The sequence below is a fragment of the Pengzhenrongella frigida genome, assembly GCF_004168625.1.
In the GTDB taxonomy this organism is placed as follows: domain Bacteria; phylum Actinomycetota; class Actinomycetes; order Actinomycetales; family Cellulomonadaceae; genus Pengzhenrongella; species Pengzhenrongella frigida.
Genome location: NZ_SDWW01000012.1, coordinates 42,155 through 57,774 on the forward strand (window position 1 = coordinate 42,155; position 15,620 = coordinate 57,774).

The 15,620-nt window shown below is 72.7% G+C and carries 13 protein-coding genes; all 13 read left to right on the plus strand.

The window, feature by feature from the left end:
• Positions 1-20 precede the first annotated feature (20 nt).
• The 13 genes from dhaL to ffh all read left to right on the plus strand — a co-directional run bounded on the left by dhaL (position 21) and on the right by ffh (position 15,512).
• Positions 21-665 carry a dihydroxyacetone kinase subunit DhaL gene (dhaL, locus tag EUA98_RS06705; RefSeq protein ID WP_130101898.1) on the plus strand — a complete coding sequence of 215 codons (645 nt, stop codon included), beginning with the start codon at positions 21-23 and terminating at the stop codon, positions 663-665.
• Positions 662-1,399, plus strand: coding sequence for a dihydroxyacetone kinase phosphoryl donor subunit DhaM (gene dhaM, locus EUA98_RS06710; protein WP_130101899.1), 738 nt, complete (start codon positions 662-664; stop codon positions 1,397-1,399). Before dhaL ends, dhaM begins: the two co-directional genes overlap by 4 nt.
• A gap of 95 nt (positions 1,400-1,494) precedes the next feature.
• Positions 1,495-2,115, plus strand: a complete 621-nt coding sequence (locus EUA98_RS06715) for a TetR/AcrR family transcriptional regulator (RefSeq protein WP_130101900.1) — start codon at positions 1,495-1,497, stop codon at positions 2,113-2,115.
• 84 nt (positions 2,116-2,199) lie between these two features.
• Positions 2,200-3,903 carry an MDR family MFS transporter gene (locus EUA98_RS06720; protein ID WP_130101901.1) on the plus strand — a complete coding sequence of 568 codons (1,704 nt, stop codon included), beginning with the start codon at positions 2,200-2,202 and terminating at the stop codon, positions 3,901-3,903.
• 4 nt (positions 3,904-3,907) lie between these two features.
• On the plus strand, positions 3,908-4,426 hold the full coding sequence (locus EUA98_RS06725) for a DUF4233 domain-containing protein (protein WP_130101902.1): 519 nt from the start codon (positions 3,908-3,910) through the stop codon (positions 4,424-4,426).
• 9 nt (positions 4,427-4,435) lie between these two features.
• Complete coding sequence (gene ndk, locus EUA98_RS06730) at positions 4,436-4,900, plus strand: nucleoside-diphosphate kinase (protein ID WP_130101903.1); 465 nt, start codon at positions 4,436-4,438, stop codon at positions 4,898-4,900.
• A 23-nt stretch (positions 4,901-4,923) separates the two neighbouring features.
• Entirely contained in the window at positions 4,924-8,493 is a 3,570-nt protein-coding gene (gene smc, locus EUA98_RS06735) for a chromosome segregation protein SMC (protein WP_130101904.1), read from the plus strand.
• A gap of 109 nt (positions 8,494-8,602) precedes the next feature.
• Positions 8,603-8,938, plus strand: coding sequence for a hypothetical protein (locus tag EUA98_RS06740; protein ID WP_130101905.1), 336 nt, complete (start codon positions 8,603-8,605; stop codon positions 8,936-8,938).
• Positions 8,939-9,018: 80 nt separating this feature from the next.
• A complete protein-coding gene (ftsY, locus tag EUA98_RS06745; RefSeq protein WP_130101906.1) occupies positions 9,019-10,230 on the plus strand; it encodes a signal recognition particle-docking protein FtsY in 1,212 nt (403 codons plus the stop codon).
• A gap of 166 nt (positions 10,231-10,396) precedes the next feature.
• Entirely contained in the window at positions 10,397-11,707 is a 1,311-nt protein-coding gene (locus EUA98_RS06750) for an ammonium transporter (RefSeq protein WP_130101907.1), read from the plus strand.
• Complete coding sequence (locus EUA98_RS06755) at positions 11,704-12,045, plus strand: P-II family nitrogen regulator (protein ID WP_130101908.1); 342 nt, start codon at positions 11,704-11,706, stop codon at positions 12,043-12,045. The genes EUA98_RS06750 and EUA98_RS06755 overlap by 4 nt, the downstream gene beginning before the upstream one ends.
• 2 nt (positions 12,046-12,047) lie before the next feature.
• Entirely contained in the window at positions 12,048-13,880 is a 1,833-nt protein-coding gene (locus tag EUA98_RS06760; RefSeq protein ID WP_130101909.1) for a [protein-PII] uridylyltransferase, read from the plus strand.
• Between the two features lie 27 nt (positions 13,881-13,907).
• Positions 13,908-15,512 carry a signal recognition particle protein gene (gene ffh, locus EUA98_RS06765; protein WP_130101910.1) on the plus strand — a complete coding sequence of 535 codons (1,605 nt, stop codon included), beginning with the start codon at positions 13,908-13,910 and terminating at the stop codon, positions 15,510-15,512.
• Positions 15,513-15,620 lie beyond the last annotated feature (108 nt).

Sequence of the window (15,620 nt, forward strand, 5' to 3'; positions counted from 1 at the left end):
GACGAATCGGAAGGTTGAGCATGACCCTGGATGTGGCGTGGGCGGTCGACTGGACCCGACGGACGGCGGACGAGGTGTTCGCTCGACGGTCTGAGCTGAACGAGCTCGATCGACAGATCGGTGACGGCGACCACGGGGAGAACATGGCGCGCGGGTTCACCGCCGTCATCGCTCGGCTCGACGCGCTCGAGGAGCCTCTGGGCACGGTCGGCGACGTGCTCAAGCTGATCGCCACCACGCTCATGTCCAAGGTCGGTGGGGCGGCCGGACCCTTGTACGGCACCGCGTATCTGCGTGCCGCCAAGGTTTCGGCCACCCCCGCGCTCGACGCCCCGGGCGTGGTCGCGATGCTCGAAGCGGCTCTCGAAGGGATCGTCGCGCGGGGCAAGGCCACGACGGGCGAGAAGACCATGGTGGATGCCTGGTCCCCCGCGGTCGAGGCCGCCGTCGCGGGTTCGACCGGCGGTGCGGACGCCGCGGCCGTGCTGGTCTCGGCCGCCTCGGCCGCCGAGCTCGGTGCCGTCGCGACGATTCCGCTGGTCGCGACGAAGGGCCGCGCCAGCTACCTGGGCGAGCGCAGTGCCGGGCACCAGGACCCGGGGGCGACCTCGACCGCGATCGTCCTGCGGGCCGCGTCCGACGCGGCTGCCGCGCACGGCGCATGACCGCTCCCGTCGAGGCTGCGTCGACCGGCGGCGACGCAGGCCGTGCCCCGGTGGCGCTCCTGCTCGTCTCGCACTCGCGGGACCTCGCCGCCGGGACCCTTGAGCTTGCGGCACAGATGGCCCCGAGCGTCCTGCTGGTCGCCGCGGGCGGGCTCGAGGACGGCGGGATCGGCACGAGCTACGACCTGATCGAGGCGGGCCTGGGCCGCGCCGCCGACGGCGGGCGTTCGGTCGTCATCCTGACCGATCTGGGCTCGGCGGTCCTCACCGCGGAGTCGGTCCTCGAGTTCCTGGACGACGAGGTTCGCGCCCGGGTCCGCCTGGCCGACGCACCTTTCGTGGAGGGCTCGATCGCGGCGGCCGTCGCGGCCGACGGCGGCCAGGACGTCGAGGCCGTGCTCGGTGCCGCTGAGCTGGCGGGCGCGACCTTCGCCCGTTCGGGTGGCGCGGCACCCTCGGAGCACGGACCCGTCCCGGCCTCGATGCGGGCCACGGCCGTGCTGCGCAACCCGCTCGGCCTGCATGCCCGGCCGGCCGCGCAGCTCGCGCGAACCGCCGCAAGCTTCGAGGCGGTCGTCACGGTGAACGGCGTCGACGCCGCGAGCGTGCTCGCCCTGATCGGGCTGGGGGCGGTGGGTGGCCAGCAGGTCGTCGTGACCGCGGCCGGACCGCAGGCGCGTGCGGCTCTCGTGGCCGTGATCGACGAGATCGAGGCCGGGTTCGGCGAGGCGTAGCGACAGCGACCGTTGTGAGACGGCGTCGTCGGTGAGACGTGAATCACTCGAAACTTTACTGACTGCATATTTGCACTCGGTGTAGAGTTCCGGTCATGTCCTCCGTCTCCGAGTCGTCCGCGCCGCCCGCTGGCCTGCGCTCACGCAAGAAGGCGGCGCGCCGTGAGGCCCTCATCGACGCCACCCACCTGCTCGTCGAGCGCGAGGGGCTGGACGGCGCCACCGTCGAGGCGATCTGCGCCGAGGCGGGCGTCTCCACCCGGACCTTCTTCAACTACTTCGCCTCCAAGGACGACGCCGTGCTCGGCATCGAGCCGTGGGCGATGGACCCCGCCGTGGCGGACGCGTTCGCGGCCGGCGGTCCGACCGGGCACCTGATGACCGACCTCGAGGTGCTCGTCACCTGGCTGCTCGACAAGCCGATGATCGGCAAGGACCGGATCGCGCGCGTCATGGCGCTCGCGCAGCACGAACCTCGCTTGCTGCTGGCCCAGGTGGCATGGATGGAGAAGTCCCGCGGCGAGGTCGAGGCGCTCATCCGGCGCCGGCTCGGCCCCGACGTGCCCGCCGACCGGGTCGAGCTGATCGGCATCCTCGTGATGGTCCTCACCCGGTCCGCCTTCGTGCGCTGGGAGGCCACCGGGGGTGAGGGCGGTGCCCAGGACCAGCTGGCCGGCGTCGTGCACGACCTGCGCGGGCTCCTGGCCGAGACCTGAGAACTGCATCCCCTTCCCGATCGTCTTTGTTTCCCCGCGGCAACGGCGCCGACACCACCTGTCCCTAACCTGAACGAGGTCCCGATGGCTCCCGCCGCTCCCACCCCAACCCCCACCCCACCGGCAGACACGGCGCCTGCGCTGATCGTGCTCACCAAGCGCACCGTGTGGGTGATCTTCGCTGCCCTGATGGCCAGCATGTTCATGTCGTCCCTGGACCAGTCGATCGTCGGCACCGCGATGCCCACGATCGTCGGCGAGCTCAACGGCGTCGCGCACCAGGGCTGGGTCATCACGGCCTACATCCTGGCGATCGCGATCGTCATGCCGCTGTACGGCAAGTTCGGTGACCTGTGGGGCCGGCGGTACCCGTTCCTCGTCGCGATCGGGCTGTTCACCGTGGCGTCCGCCGGGGCCGGCTTCGCGCAGAGCTTCGGCGAGCTGGTCGTCTGGCGCGGGATCCAGGGGCTCGGCGGCGGCGGGCTCATGATCCTGTCGCAGGCGATCATCGCGGACATCGTGCCGGCGAAGGACCGCGGCAAGTACATGGGCCCGATGGGGGCGCTGTTCGGCGTCGCCGCCGTGATCGGGCCGCTCCTGGGCGGGTTCTTCACCGAGAGCCTCGACTGGCGCTGGTGCTTCTGGATCAACATCCCGATCGGGATCGCGGCGTTCGCGGTCGCCTGGAAGACCCTCAAGCTCCCGAGCCACCGGTCGGGCCGCAAGATCGACGTCGCCGGCATCTTCTTCATGGTCGTGGCCACCTCCGGCCTGGTGCTCGCCACGAGCTGGCAGAGCTGGAGCGGCAACGCGGGCTACGACTGGACCGATCTGTCGCTCCTCGCCCTGGTGGTCGGCACCGTGCTCTCGGCCGTCGTGTTCGTGTTCGTCGAGCAGCGCGCGGAAGAGCCGCTGCTGCCGCTGCACCTGTTCAAGAACCCCACGTTCGCCATCGCCACGTCAGTCGGCCTGGTGATCGGCATGGGCATGTTCGCCGCGCTCGGCTTCCTGCCGCAGTTCCTGCAGATGTCGACGGGTGCCGGGGTCACCGAGTCGGGCTTCCTCATGCTGCCGATGATGGTCGGCGTCATGGCCACCGCGATCGGATCCGGGATCGCGATCACCAAGACCGGTCACTACCGGATCTACCCGATCCTCGGCATGGGCATCGCCACCCTCGGGCTGGTCTGGCTGACCCAGCTCACCGGCGGCGTCAACATGCTGCTGTTCTCGGCGATGATCTTCGTCCTCGGCGCCGGGCTCGGCCTCGTGATGCAGACGATCGTGCTCGCGGTGCAGAACTCCGTCGACCCCCACGAGATGGGCACGGCGACCAGCGCGAGCAACTTCTTCCGCGAGATCGGCGCCGCCGTCGGTACCGCGCTGTTCAGCACGATCTTCGTGTCCCGCCTGGAGACCAACCTCGGTGAGGTGTTCGCGGGGGTCCCCGCCGGCGCCGGTGGAGCCAGCACCGACGGGCTCACCCCGGCCCTGGTCGCGGCCCTGCCCGAACCGCTGCACACGGGGGTCATCGACGCCTATGCCAACGCGCTCGCGCCGGCCTTCTGGTACCTCGTGCCGTTGCTCGCGTTCGGCTTCGTCCTCACGCTCTTCCTGCGTGAGGTCAAGCTGTCCGACGTGGCTGGGATGGTCGCCCGCGGCGAGGCGATCGCCGACGACGGCGCGATCGTCGAGGGCACTCCGGCTCAGCTCGAGCAGGTCGGCCGGCACCCGGCCGGGACCGACGGCCCGACCCTGCCGGAACCGCAGCGGGCGCCGGTAGCCTGACGCGATGACCTCCCCGTCCAGCGACCTCCCGACCGGGGCCCCCGGCACGAGCCGCCCGCCCTCGCCACAAACCGGGGGTCGGCGGTCGGTGCGCCGCACGTTCGCGGCGACGGTGCTCGTGCTCGAGGCCTTCGTGGTGTTCTTCGCCGCGCTGGTCGCGTTCGGGCTCCGGGCCGCCCCGACCGGGGTCGTCTGGGCGGTGGGCGGCACGTTGAGCCTGGTGCTCGTGGTCCTGTCCGGCATGCTGCGTCGGCCGGGTGCCTACCTGGCCGGCAGCGTGGTGCAGGGGCTGATCCTCGCGAGCGGGTTCGTGCTGCTCTTCGCGCCGGTGCGGGCCGCCTCGTTCGTCGGGGGGACCGCGCTCGGGGTCGGGATCGTCTTCGTCGCCCTGTGGGTGGTCGCGCTCCGACTCGGTGGGCGGATCGATCGCGAGAAGGCGGAGTGGGACGCGGCGCAGGGCGAGACAGCGCAGCGGGAGAAGGCGCAGCAGGACGGGGACGACGCAGGCCCGCTCGGCCGTTAGGGTCCTCGCATGACCGCATCCGCAGTGCCGACCGCTTCCACCGCTCCCGCTGTCGCGACCGAGCGCACCCTCATCCTCGTCAAGCCCGACGGGGTCCGCCGCGGCCTGGCGGGCGAGATCCTTCGCCGGGTCGAGGCCAAGGGCTACCGCCTGGTCGCGGTGGACCTGCGCACCGCCGGGTCGGACCTGCTCCAGGAGCACTACGCCGAGCACGCGGGCAAGGGGTTCTTCGCCCCGCTGGTCGACTTCATGGCGTCCGGACCGGTGCTCGCGGTGGTCGCCGAGGGCGAGCGCGTGATCGAGGGGTTCCGTGCCCTGGCCGGTACGACCGACCCCACGGGTGCCGCACCGGGCACCATCCGCGGGGACCTCGGCCGTGACTGGGGGAGCGCCGTGCAGCAGAACCTCGTGCACGGTTCGGACTCCCCGGAGTCGGCCGCGCGCGAGATCGCGCTCTGGTTCCCGACCCTCTGACCAGGACCTTCTAGGCTGCCCTCGTGCACCTCAAGACCCTCACCCTGCGCGGGTTCAAATCGTTCGCCTCGGCGACGACCCTGAACTTCGAGCCTGGGGTGACGTGCGTCGTCGGGCCGAACGGCTCGGGCAAGTCGAACGTCGTCGACGCGCTCGCGTGGGTGATGGGTGAGCAGGGGGCCAAGTCGCTGCGCGGCGGCAAGATGGAGGACGTCATCTTCGCCGGGACGGCCGGGCGGCCGCCGCTCGGCCGGGCCGAGGTCTCGCTCACCATCGACAACGCCGACGGCGCCCTGCCGATCGAGTACAGCGAGGTCACGATCTCGCGGACGCTGTTCCGCAACGGCGGGTCGGAGTACGCGATCAACGGCTCGTCGTGCCGGCTGCTCGACATCCAGGACCTGCTCTCCGACTCCGGGCTCGGACGCGAGATGCACGTCATCGTCGGGCAGGGGCAGCTCGACGCCGTCCTGCGCGCCACCCCCGAGGAGCGTCGCGGCTTCATCGAGGAGGCCGCCGGGGTCCTCAAGCACCGCAAGCGCAAGGAGAAGGCGCTCCGCAAGCTCGAGGCGATGCAGGCCAACCTCACCCGGCTCGGTGACCTGACCGGTGAGATCCGTCGCCAGCTCGGGCCGCTCGGCAAGCAGGCCGAGGTCGCCCGTCGTGCCCAGGTCGTCCAGGCCGACTTCCGGGACGCCCGGGCCCGCCTGCTGGCGGACGACCTCGCCCAGCTCAGCTCGACCCTCGAGCAGGAGATCGCGGACGAGTCGGCCCTGGCCTCTCGGCGCGGCGAGGTCGGGCAGGCGCTCGACACCGCGCGCGGCCGGCTCACCGCGCTCGAGCAGCTCGCCGCCGAGGCCAGCCCGCAGCTCTCCGCCGCGAGCGAGGTCTGGTACCGGCTGTCGTCGCTGCGCGAGCGACTGCGCGGCACCGCGACCCTCGCCTCCGAACGGCTCCGGCTCCTCGGCTCGGCGGCCGGCGAGGTGGAGCATCGCGGTGACCCGAACGACCTGGACGCGCAGGCCGCGCGCGTGCGTGCCGCGGAGGCGGAGCTCGTCGCGGAGGTGGAGCTCGCCCGGACCGCGCTCGCCGAGGCCGTCGCCGCCCGCGCGGATGCCGAGGCCGCGTCGTCGGCCGCTGAGAAGGCGCTCGCCACCTCGCTGCGCGGTGCGGCCGACCGGCGCGAGGGGCTGGCGCGGCTCGCGGGGCACGTCGCCGCCCGGCGCAGCCGGGTCGAGGCCACCGAGAGCGAGCTGGGACGCCTGCGGAACACGCTGGCGGAGGCGGAGCAGCGGGGGAGTCGCGCCACGACCGACTTCGCCGCGCTGGAGACGCAGGTCGCCGGGGTCGAGGAGGGCGAGGAGGGCCTGGACAGCGACCACGAGGCCGCCGCCGACGCCGTCGAGGAGTCCGCCGCCCGCGTGGCCGCGCTCCGCGAGCAGCTCGCCGTGGCGGAGCGCGACCGCACCTCGCAGGTGGCCCGGATCGAGACGCTCGAGCTCAGCCTGACGCGCAAGGACGGTGCGGGCGCGTTGCTCGCGGCCGACGGCCTGGGCGGCACGCTCGGGTCGCTCGCCGCGCTGCTGAGCATCACCGCCGGGAACGAGAACGCCATCGCCGCGGCGCTCGGGTCGGCGGCCGATGCCGTGGCGGTCGAGTCGGTCGACGCGGCCGTGGACGCGATCCGGTGGTTGCGCACCGACGACGCGGGGCGGGCGAGCCTGCTCATCGGTGCAGCCGGTGCAGCCGGCACCGCCGGTGCGGGTGGGGCTGCGGAGCCCGAGCCGCCGGTCGGCGCCGATCGCGCGATCGATCTGGTGCGTGCCCCCGAGTCCGTGCGCGGCGCCGTGCAGGTCTTGCTCGCCGGGGTCGTCGTCGTCGACGATCTCGCGACGGCTCGGGCGATCGTCGCCAGCCGGCCCGACCTGACCGTGGTCACTCGCGGCGGTGACCTGCTCTCGCGCACGACCGCGTCGGGTGGGTCGGCCACGGCGCCGAGCGTCCTGCACCTGCAGGCCGCCCTGGAGGAGGCCCGCCGCGTTCTCGCCGAGGCCGCCGGACGCGGTGAGCGGGCGAGGTTTGAGCTCGTCGCGGCGGTCGAGGGCCAGACCGCGGCGCGTGCCGCCTACGAGGACACCCTCGACCGCCTGAACCAGTCCGATGCAGCCCTGGCCGCGGTGGCCGAACAGCTCGGGCACCTCGGCGCGACGGCCCGCGCCGCCCGCGCGGAGGCCGAGCGGGTACGCGGCTCGCTCGCGGTGGCCGCCGCGTCGCTCGCTGCCGATCAGGCCGAGCTCGCCGAGCTCACCGCACGGCTGGGCGCCGCCCAGACCGAGCCGGCCGAGTCCGAGGCAGCCATCGAGGAGGGCACGCAGGAGCGGGACCGGCTCGCGGGCCTGGCCACGGCGGCCCGCGGAGCGGAGACCGATGCGCGCCTGACGCTGCGCACGAGCGAGGAACGCGCCCGGGCCCTGTCGGGCCGGGCCCAGTCGCTCGAACGGGCGGCCCAGACCGAACGCGCCGCGCGGGTGCGGGCAGCCGCCCGGGAACGCGTCCGCGCCCACCAGGCCCATCTCGCCCAGGCCGTGCGCAGCGGCGCGCAGCGGGCGCTCGCCGAGCTCGAGGTCTCCCTGCACCGGGCGGGGCTCGAACGCGAGGCGGCGGAGGCGGCTCGGCAGGAGCGCGACGGCGCGCTCGTGGTGCTGCGCGCCGAGGTCGACGAGCTCACCCGCCAGCTGGCCGAGCTCACCGACGTGGCGCACCGGGACGAGGTGGCCCGCGCCCAGCAGCGTCTGCGGATCGTACAGCTCGAGATGCGCGCCGTCGACGACCTCGGCCTCGATCCGCAGATGCTGCTCGAGAGCTTCGGGCCCCACCTGCCGGTTCCCGTGCTCGCCGGCGCGGACGACGCGCCGCGGGAGGTCCCGTACGTGCGCGAGCAGCAGGAGAAGCGCCTGCGGGCCGCCGAGCGCGCGCTCGCGCTGCTCGGCCGGGTCAACCCGCTCGCGCTGGAGGAGTTCGCCGCGCTCGAGGAGCGGCACAAGTTCCTCACCGATCAGCTCGCGGACCTGAAACGGTCCCGCGCGGACCTGCTCGAGATCGTGCGCGAGATCGACGAGCGCGTGGAGCAGGTCTTCGCCGACGCCTATCGGGACACCGCCGCGCAGTTCGAGATCGTCTTCCCCCGGCTCTTCCCGGGTGGCGAGGGGCACCTGGTGCTGACCGAACCGGGTCAGATGCTCACCACGGGGATCGAGGTCGAGGCGCGGCCGGCGGGCAAGAAGGTCAAGCGCCTGTCGCTGCTGTCGGGTGGGGAACGGTCCCTGACCGCCGTCGCGCTCCTCGTGGCGATCTTCAAGGCCCGCCCCAGCCCGTTCTACGTGATGGACGAGGTGGAGGCCGCGCTCGACGACGCGAACCTGGGTCGACTCCTCGAGCTGTTCGTCGAGCTCCAGGAAGACAGCCAGCTCATCGTCGTCACGCACCAGAAGCGCACGATGGAGATCGCCGACGCGCTGTACGGCGTCACGATGCGCGGCGACGGCGTCACCACGGTCGTCAGCCAGCGGATGCGCGAGAGCACCCGGACCTGATCCGGACGCGTGGCGGTCGGGCTGGCGGGCGAGTGGTTGTCGAGTGAGTTCGGTCACCGCACGGCCCTGCCGGCGGGTGAGCGGACGTCGGACGGGAGATACTGGAGCCATGGTCTCTCTTGTCGTCTGGACTCTCGTCGCCCTCGCTGCTGCTGTGGTGGTGCTGGTCGTCGCGAGCCGCGGCAACGACGGCAGCCGGTCCGGCGGTCCGCGCGAGGTCCTGACCGACGTGCGAGCCGGCCTGGCGTCGTGGCGCTCGCGCAAGACCACTCCCGAGGCCACGGCCAGGGTTCTCGAGCCCGAGCCGGTGGATGCGACGTTCGACGAGTTCTTCGCCGCCGCCGAGGTGGACGACGACGCCTATCTGCAGCTCGACGACCTGGCCGACACGCTCCTGCGTGCGCGCGACCTGGCGTCCCGCGGGGTCGGCCTCGTCCGGCGCTGAGCCGCCCCGCCGACAGCCCCGCAGGCGTTGCTCGCGAATCTCCGCGGCGCCCACGGCGAAGGTCCTGACAGACTGACCCGGTGAACGACACCCTCGATCTGCTCCTCGCCATCGGCCTGCCGACCCTCGCTGTCCTGGGTACGGCCGTCGCCCTCGTCGCCCGACGCCGGAGCTCCGGCCCGACGTTGCCGAGCGCGCCGGCTGACACGGCGCCTGCGCCCACGGGCACGGCGCCCGCGCCCACGGGCACGACGCCTGGGTCCACGGCGACCCTGCCCGAGGACGTCCTGGCGCCTGACGCCGGCGTCGCCGAGGCGCCCCCGACGCCTGCCCCCACGCTCGAGGTGCCCGAACCCGTCGTCGGGCGCATGGCCCGGCTGCGGGGCCGGCTGGCCCGATCGGGCTCACCCCTCGGTGCTCGTCTGCTCGCGGTCCTCTCGCGCGACCACCTCTCCGAGGACGACTGGGACGAGCTCGAGGAGACCTTGCTGCTCGCGGACGTCGGTGCGGGGCCGACCGGCGAGCTGATCGACGCGCTGCGCCGTCAGGTGCGGGTCGACGGCGTGCGGGAGCCGGCCGCCGTGCGCGCCCTGCTGCGCGAACAGCTCATCACCCTCGTCGACCCGGCACTCGATCGGACCCTCGCCACCGCGCCGGGCCTCGGCGAGGACGGCCTGCACCGCCCCGCCGTCGTGCTCGTCGTGGGGGTCAACGGCACGGGCAAGACCACGACCGTCGGCAAGCTCGCGCGGGTCCTGGTGGCCGACGGGCGCACCGTCGTGCTCGGCGCGGCCGACACGTTCCGCGCCGCCGCCGCCGACCAGCTCGAGACCTGGGGGGCCCGGGTGGGGGTGCCCACCGTGCGCTCCGACCGCGACGGCGCCGACCCGGCCGCGGTCGCGTTCGACGCCGTGCGCAGCGGCCGCGAGACCGGGGCCGACGTCGTGCTCGTCGACACCGCCGGTCGGCTCCAGAACAAGGCCGGCCTGATGGACGAGCTCGGCAAGATCACGCGGGTCATCACGCGGGAGGCGCCGCTGACCGAGGTGCTGCTCGTGCTCGACGCCACCACGGGCCAGAACGGTCTGAACCAGGCGCGCGTGTTCGCCGAGGTCGCGGGGGTCACCGGGATCGTCCTGACCAAGCTCGACGGCACCGCCAAGGGCGGGATCGTCATCGCGGTCCAGCGCGAGCTGGGGGTCCCGGTCAAGCTCATCGGGCTCGGCGAGGGCCCCGACGACCTGGCCCCGTTCGACGCGGCCGACTTCGTCGACGGGCTGCTCGGGGACTGACGCCTCACCCGGCAGATTGCCCCGTACGGGTGCCGCGAAACGCAACGTTTACCTGGCTGCACTCCTTGTCACGCCCCGGTAACACCACGGGCACTGTCGGGTAACTCCTCTCCCAGAGAGTAATGACCGTCCGGCCGAGCGGCCGGCGAAGGGAGAGGCGATCCTCATGGATTTTGCGCTGGATACAGGCAACACAGCGTGGATGTTGACGGCTTCTGCACTCGTGCTGCTGATGACGCCTGGTCTGGCGTTCTTCTACGGTGGCATGGTGCGGGGCAAGTCCGTGCTCAACATGATGATGATGAGTTTCGGCGCCATGGGCGTCGTGGGGCTCATCTGGGTCCTGTGGGGCTACTCGGCCACGTTCGGCAGCGACATCGGTGGTTTCATCGGCAACCCGCTGGACTACTTCGGCCTCGACGGCATGACCGATGACCAGAGCCTGATGGCAGCGGCCGGCGTGCCCGCGCTCGTTGCCGTGGCGTTCCAGGCGACCTTCGCCATCATCACGATCGCCCTCATCAGCGGTGCCATCGCGGACCGCACCAAGTTCAGTGCGTGGCTGATCTTCGCCGGCATCTGGGTGACCATCGTCTACATGCCGGTGGCCCACTGGGTGTGGGGCGGCGGCCTGCTCGGCGCCGAGGGAATCACCGTCGACATGGGCCTGTCGGTCCCGATCGACTTCGCCGGTGGAACGGTCGTGCACATCAACGCCGGTATCGCCGGCCTCGCGCTCGCCCTGATCCTCGGCAAGCGCAAGGGCTTCGGCAAGGAGCCCATGCGGCCCCACAACCTTCCGTTCGTCATGCTCGGTGCGGCGCTGCTGTGGTTCGGCTGGTTCGGCTTCAACGCCGGCTCCGAGTTCGCCGCGGACGGCGTCGCCGGCCGGGCCTGGCTGAACACCCTGATCGCCACCTGCGCCGCGATGCTCACCTGGCTCCTCACGGAGCGGCTGCGTGACGGCAAGGCGACCTCGCTCGGTGCCGCGTCCGGCGTCGTCGGCGGTCTCGTCGCGATCACCCCGGCGGCCGCAGCCGTCGACACCTTCGGTGCCATCGCGATCGGCGCCATCGCCGGTTCGCTCTGCGCCCTGGCCGTCGGCCTCAAGTACCGGTTCGGCTACGACGACTCGCTCGACGTCGTCGGGGTCCACCTCGTCGGTGGTCTCACCGGCACCATCCTGATCGGCCTGTTCGCGACCGACAAGAACTCCACCTGGTACCCCGAGGGCGCCATGAACGGGCTGTTCTACGGCGGCGGTCTGACGCAGCTGGCCACCCAGGTGATCGCGGCGGTCGTGGTCGTCGTGTTCTCCTTCATCGTGACGTACGTGATCGGTGCGATCCTGCAGGCAACTATCGGTATGCGGGTCAGTGACGGCGACGAGGTCGGCGGCATCGACCTGGCACAGCACGGTGAGACTGCGTACGAGGCCCTGGGTGCTCGCGTGACCATGACGGAGGTGAAGGCATGACCAAGCTCGTGACCGGAGTGATCCAGCCCCATCGGCTGGATGATGTGAAATCGGCCCTCGAGGCGGCCGGTGTCCGCGGGATGACCGTGAGCGAGGCGAGCGGCTACGGCCGGCAGCGCGGCCACACGGAGGTCTACCGCGGCGCGGAGTACACCGTGGACCTGGTCCCGAAGGTGCGCATCGAGGTCTTGGTGGCGGACGAGGACACGGCCACCGTGACCGCGGTCCTGATCAAGGCGGCGCAGACCGGCAAGATCGGCGACGGCAAGGTCTGGGTGGTCCCGGTCGAGGACGTGGCCCGGGTCCGGACCGGCGAGCACGGCGTGGACGCGCTGTAAGCATGACCGCATCGCGGGCGCCGGAAGGCGACACAGAGGGCCCCGCGGCGCCCGAGGTCCCGCACCCCCGCACGGGGGTGCGGGACCTTCGGGTCCAGCGCATGGAGCTCGCCACCCGGCTGAGCGGGCCCGGGTCCGACGGCGTCGCTCGTCGCGCCGCCGTCGCCGAGCTCGTCACGACCCGGCTGACCGAGCTGTGGGAGACCGCGGTGGCGGACTTCCCGGCGGACGACGGCGGTACCTCGGGTGCCCCGATCACGGGGATCGCCCTGAGCGCCGTCGGGAGCATCGGGCGGGGCGACCCAAGCCCGGCGAGCGACCTCGACCTGGTGCTCGTGCACGACGGCCGGGGTCACAGCCCGGCCCAGCTCGCGGCCCTGGCCGAGCGGCTCTGGTACCCGATCTGGGACGCCGGGCTCGACCTCGACCACTCCGTGCGCTCGCTCGCCCAGTGCCGCCAGGTCGCCTCCAAGGACCTGCCTGCCGCCGTCGGACTGCTCGATCTGCGGCCCGTGGCGGGCGACGCCGTCGTCGCGCACCGGGCGAAGTCGGCCCTGCTCAGCGACTGGCGCGGGGCGGCCCGCCGCCGGCTGCCCGAGCTGCTCGGGTCGACCCGCGAGCGCGCCGACCGGCACGGCGAGCTGGCCTACCTCATCGAGCCCGACCTGAAGGAGGCGCGCGGCGGGATTCGCGACGCCGTCGTCCTGTCCGCCCTGGCTGCGACCTGGCTCACCGACCGCCCGCACGGCGCGGTGGACGAGGCCCACGCCCACCTGCTCGACGTGCGCGACGCCGTCCAGGTCGTCACCCGCCGCCGCACGAACCGGCTGCTGCTCGCCGACCAGGACGAGGTCGCCGCGATGTGCGACTTCGACGATGCCGATGACCTGCTCGCGAGCCTCGCGGAGGCGGGCCGCATCGTCTCGTACGCGCTCGACACCACCGTGCGGCACGCCCGCCAGGCCCTGCAGCGCCCGACCGTGTCGCGCCGGCCCGTGCTCGTGCGCGGGCGCCGTCCGGCACCGAGCCTGCGCTCGGTCGGCCTCGGCCTGGTCGAGCACGACGGCGAGCTCGTGCTCGGCGTGGATGCGCGGCCCGCGACCGACCCGCTGCTCTCGTTGCGCGCGGCGGCGACGGCGGCCCGCACCGGCCTCAACCTCTCTCCGGTCACGGTCGCGAGCCTGACCCTGACCCCGGCGATCCCGGTGCCGTGGCCGCGGCCGGCCCGGGAGTCGTTGCTCCAGCTGCTGGGCACCGGCTCGGCCCAGATCCCGGTCTGGGAGGCGCTCGACCTCGCCGGCGTCGTGACGACCTGGATCCCCGAGTGGGCCGCCGTGCGGAACCGGCCCCAGCGGTCGGCGATCCACCGGCACACCGTGGACCGGCACCTGATCGAGACCGTCTCGCGGGTCACCCGGACGTACCAGAGCCACGAGGGCGCGGACGTGATGCTCGTGGCCGCGCTGCTGCATGACATCGGCAAACGGCCCGGCTCCCGGGACCACTCCGTGGAGGGGGCCCGACTGGTCGAGCCGATCATGACGCGGATGGGCTTCGCTGCCGACCAGATCGCCGACGTCACCCGGCTGGTGCGTCACCACCTCACGCTCGCCGACCTCGCCACGACCCGCGATCCGGAAGCCCCGGAGACGGTCGAGGCGTTGCTCGACGCCGTCGACCACCGGCCCGGGATGCTGCGGATGCTGCGCGCCCTGACGGAGGCGGACGCCTCGGCCGCGGGGCCGACCGCCTGGACCGCGTGGCGGGCCCGGCTGATCGACGACCTGACCGGCAGAGCCGCGGCGACGCTGGCGGGTACGCTGAACCGTCCGTGATCTCGAACGAACGGTGAGGATGTAGCGGTGTTCGCCACGCTGTCCGATCGACTGACGTCGACCTTCAAGAACCTGCGTACCAAGGGCCGGCTGTCGGAAGCCGACATCGACGCCACGGTGCGGGAGATTCGACGCGCCCTGCTCGACGCCGACGTCGCGGTGAGCGTGGTGCGCGAGTTCACCGGCAAGGTGCGCGAGCGCGCGCTCTCGGTCGAGGTGTCCGGCGCGCTCAACCCTGCCCAGCAGGTCGTCAAGATCGTCAACGACGAGCTCGTCGCGATCCTCGGCGGCGCGAACCGCCCGTTGGTCTTCGCGAAGACCCCGCCCACGGTCATCCTGCTCGCGGGCCTGCAGGGTGCCGGCAAGACGACCCTGGCCGGCAAGCTCGCGCTGCACCTGCGCAACCAGGGCCACACGCCGCTGCTCGTCGCGGCCGACCTGCAGCGCCCCAACGCCGTCACCCAGCTGAAGATCGTCGGGGAGCGGGCCGGCGTCCCCGTCTTCGCGCCGCACCCCGGCACCCAGGGGCACGCCGACGAGAGCCAGGCGGTGGCGGGCGACCCGGTCGCCGTCGCGCGCGAGGGCCTGGCGACCGCGGTCTCCCGCCAGCACGACATCCTCATCGTCGACACCGCCGGCCGGCTCGGCGTCGACGCCGAGCTGATGCAGCAGGCCGGCGACATCCGCGACGCCCTCGACCCGGACGAGATCCTGTTCGTGATCGACGCGATGATCGGGCAGGACGCGGTCGCCACGGCCCAGGCCTTCGCCGACGGCGTCGGCTTCACGGGCGTGGTGCTCACCAAGCTCGACGGCGACGCCCGCGGTGGCGCGGCACTCTCGGTCGCCTCGGTGACCGGGCGCCCGATCCTGTTCGCGTCGACCGGCGAGAAGCTCACCGACTTCGAGGTGTTCCACCCGGACCGGATGGCCTCGCGCATCCTCGACATGGGCGACGTGCTCACCCTGATCGAGCAGGCGGAGAAGGCGTTCGACGCCGATCAGGCCGAAGAGCTCGCGGCCAAGCTCGCCTCCGGCACCGGATTCACGCTCGAGGACTTCCTCGTGCAGATGCAGCAGCTCAAGCAGATGGGGTCGATGAAGAAGATGCTGGGGATGCTCCCCGGCATGGGCCAGATGCGTGAGGCGATCGACAACTTCGACGAGCGCGAGGTCGACCGGGTCGAGGCGATCGTCCGCTCGATGACCCCGGGGGAGCGCCGCAGCCCGAAGATCATCAACGGCTCCCGCCGCGCCCGCATCGCGAAGGGTTCGGGCACGACGGCGACCGACGTCAACCAGCTGCTCGAACGGTTCGAGGGTGCGCGCAAGATGATGGCGCAGATGGCCAAGGGTGGCGGCATGGGCCTGCCCGGGATGGGCAACCTCCCGGGGATGGGCGGCAAGAAGGGCCGAGGGCGCAGCGCGCCGCCGGCCAAGGGCAAGAAGGGCAAGTCCGGGAACCCCGCCAAGCGCGCCGAGCAGGAGCGTCTGGCGGCGGCCGGTCCAGCGCCGGCGGCGCCGAAGGGGTCCGCGTTTGGCCTGGGATCCAAGCCCGCGTCGACCGACACCGACGGCCCCGCGGCTCCGCTCGAGCTGCCCGCCGGCCTGGAGAAGTTCCTCGGTCGCTGACCTGACCGCACGCAGTTGGGTCCGGGCCGCCGATCTGGCACAATGACCCGCTGTACCCGGTGCGGCGGACCCTCTAGCCGCCGCGACCGTGTCCTTAGGCCTGACGGC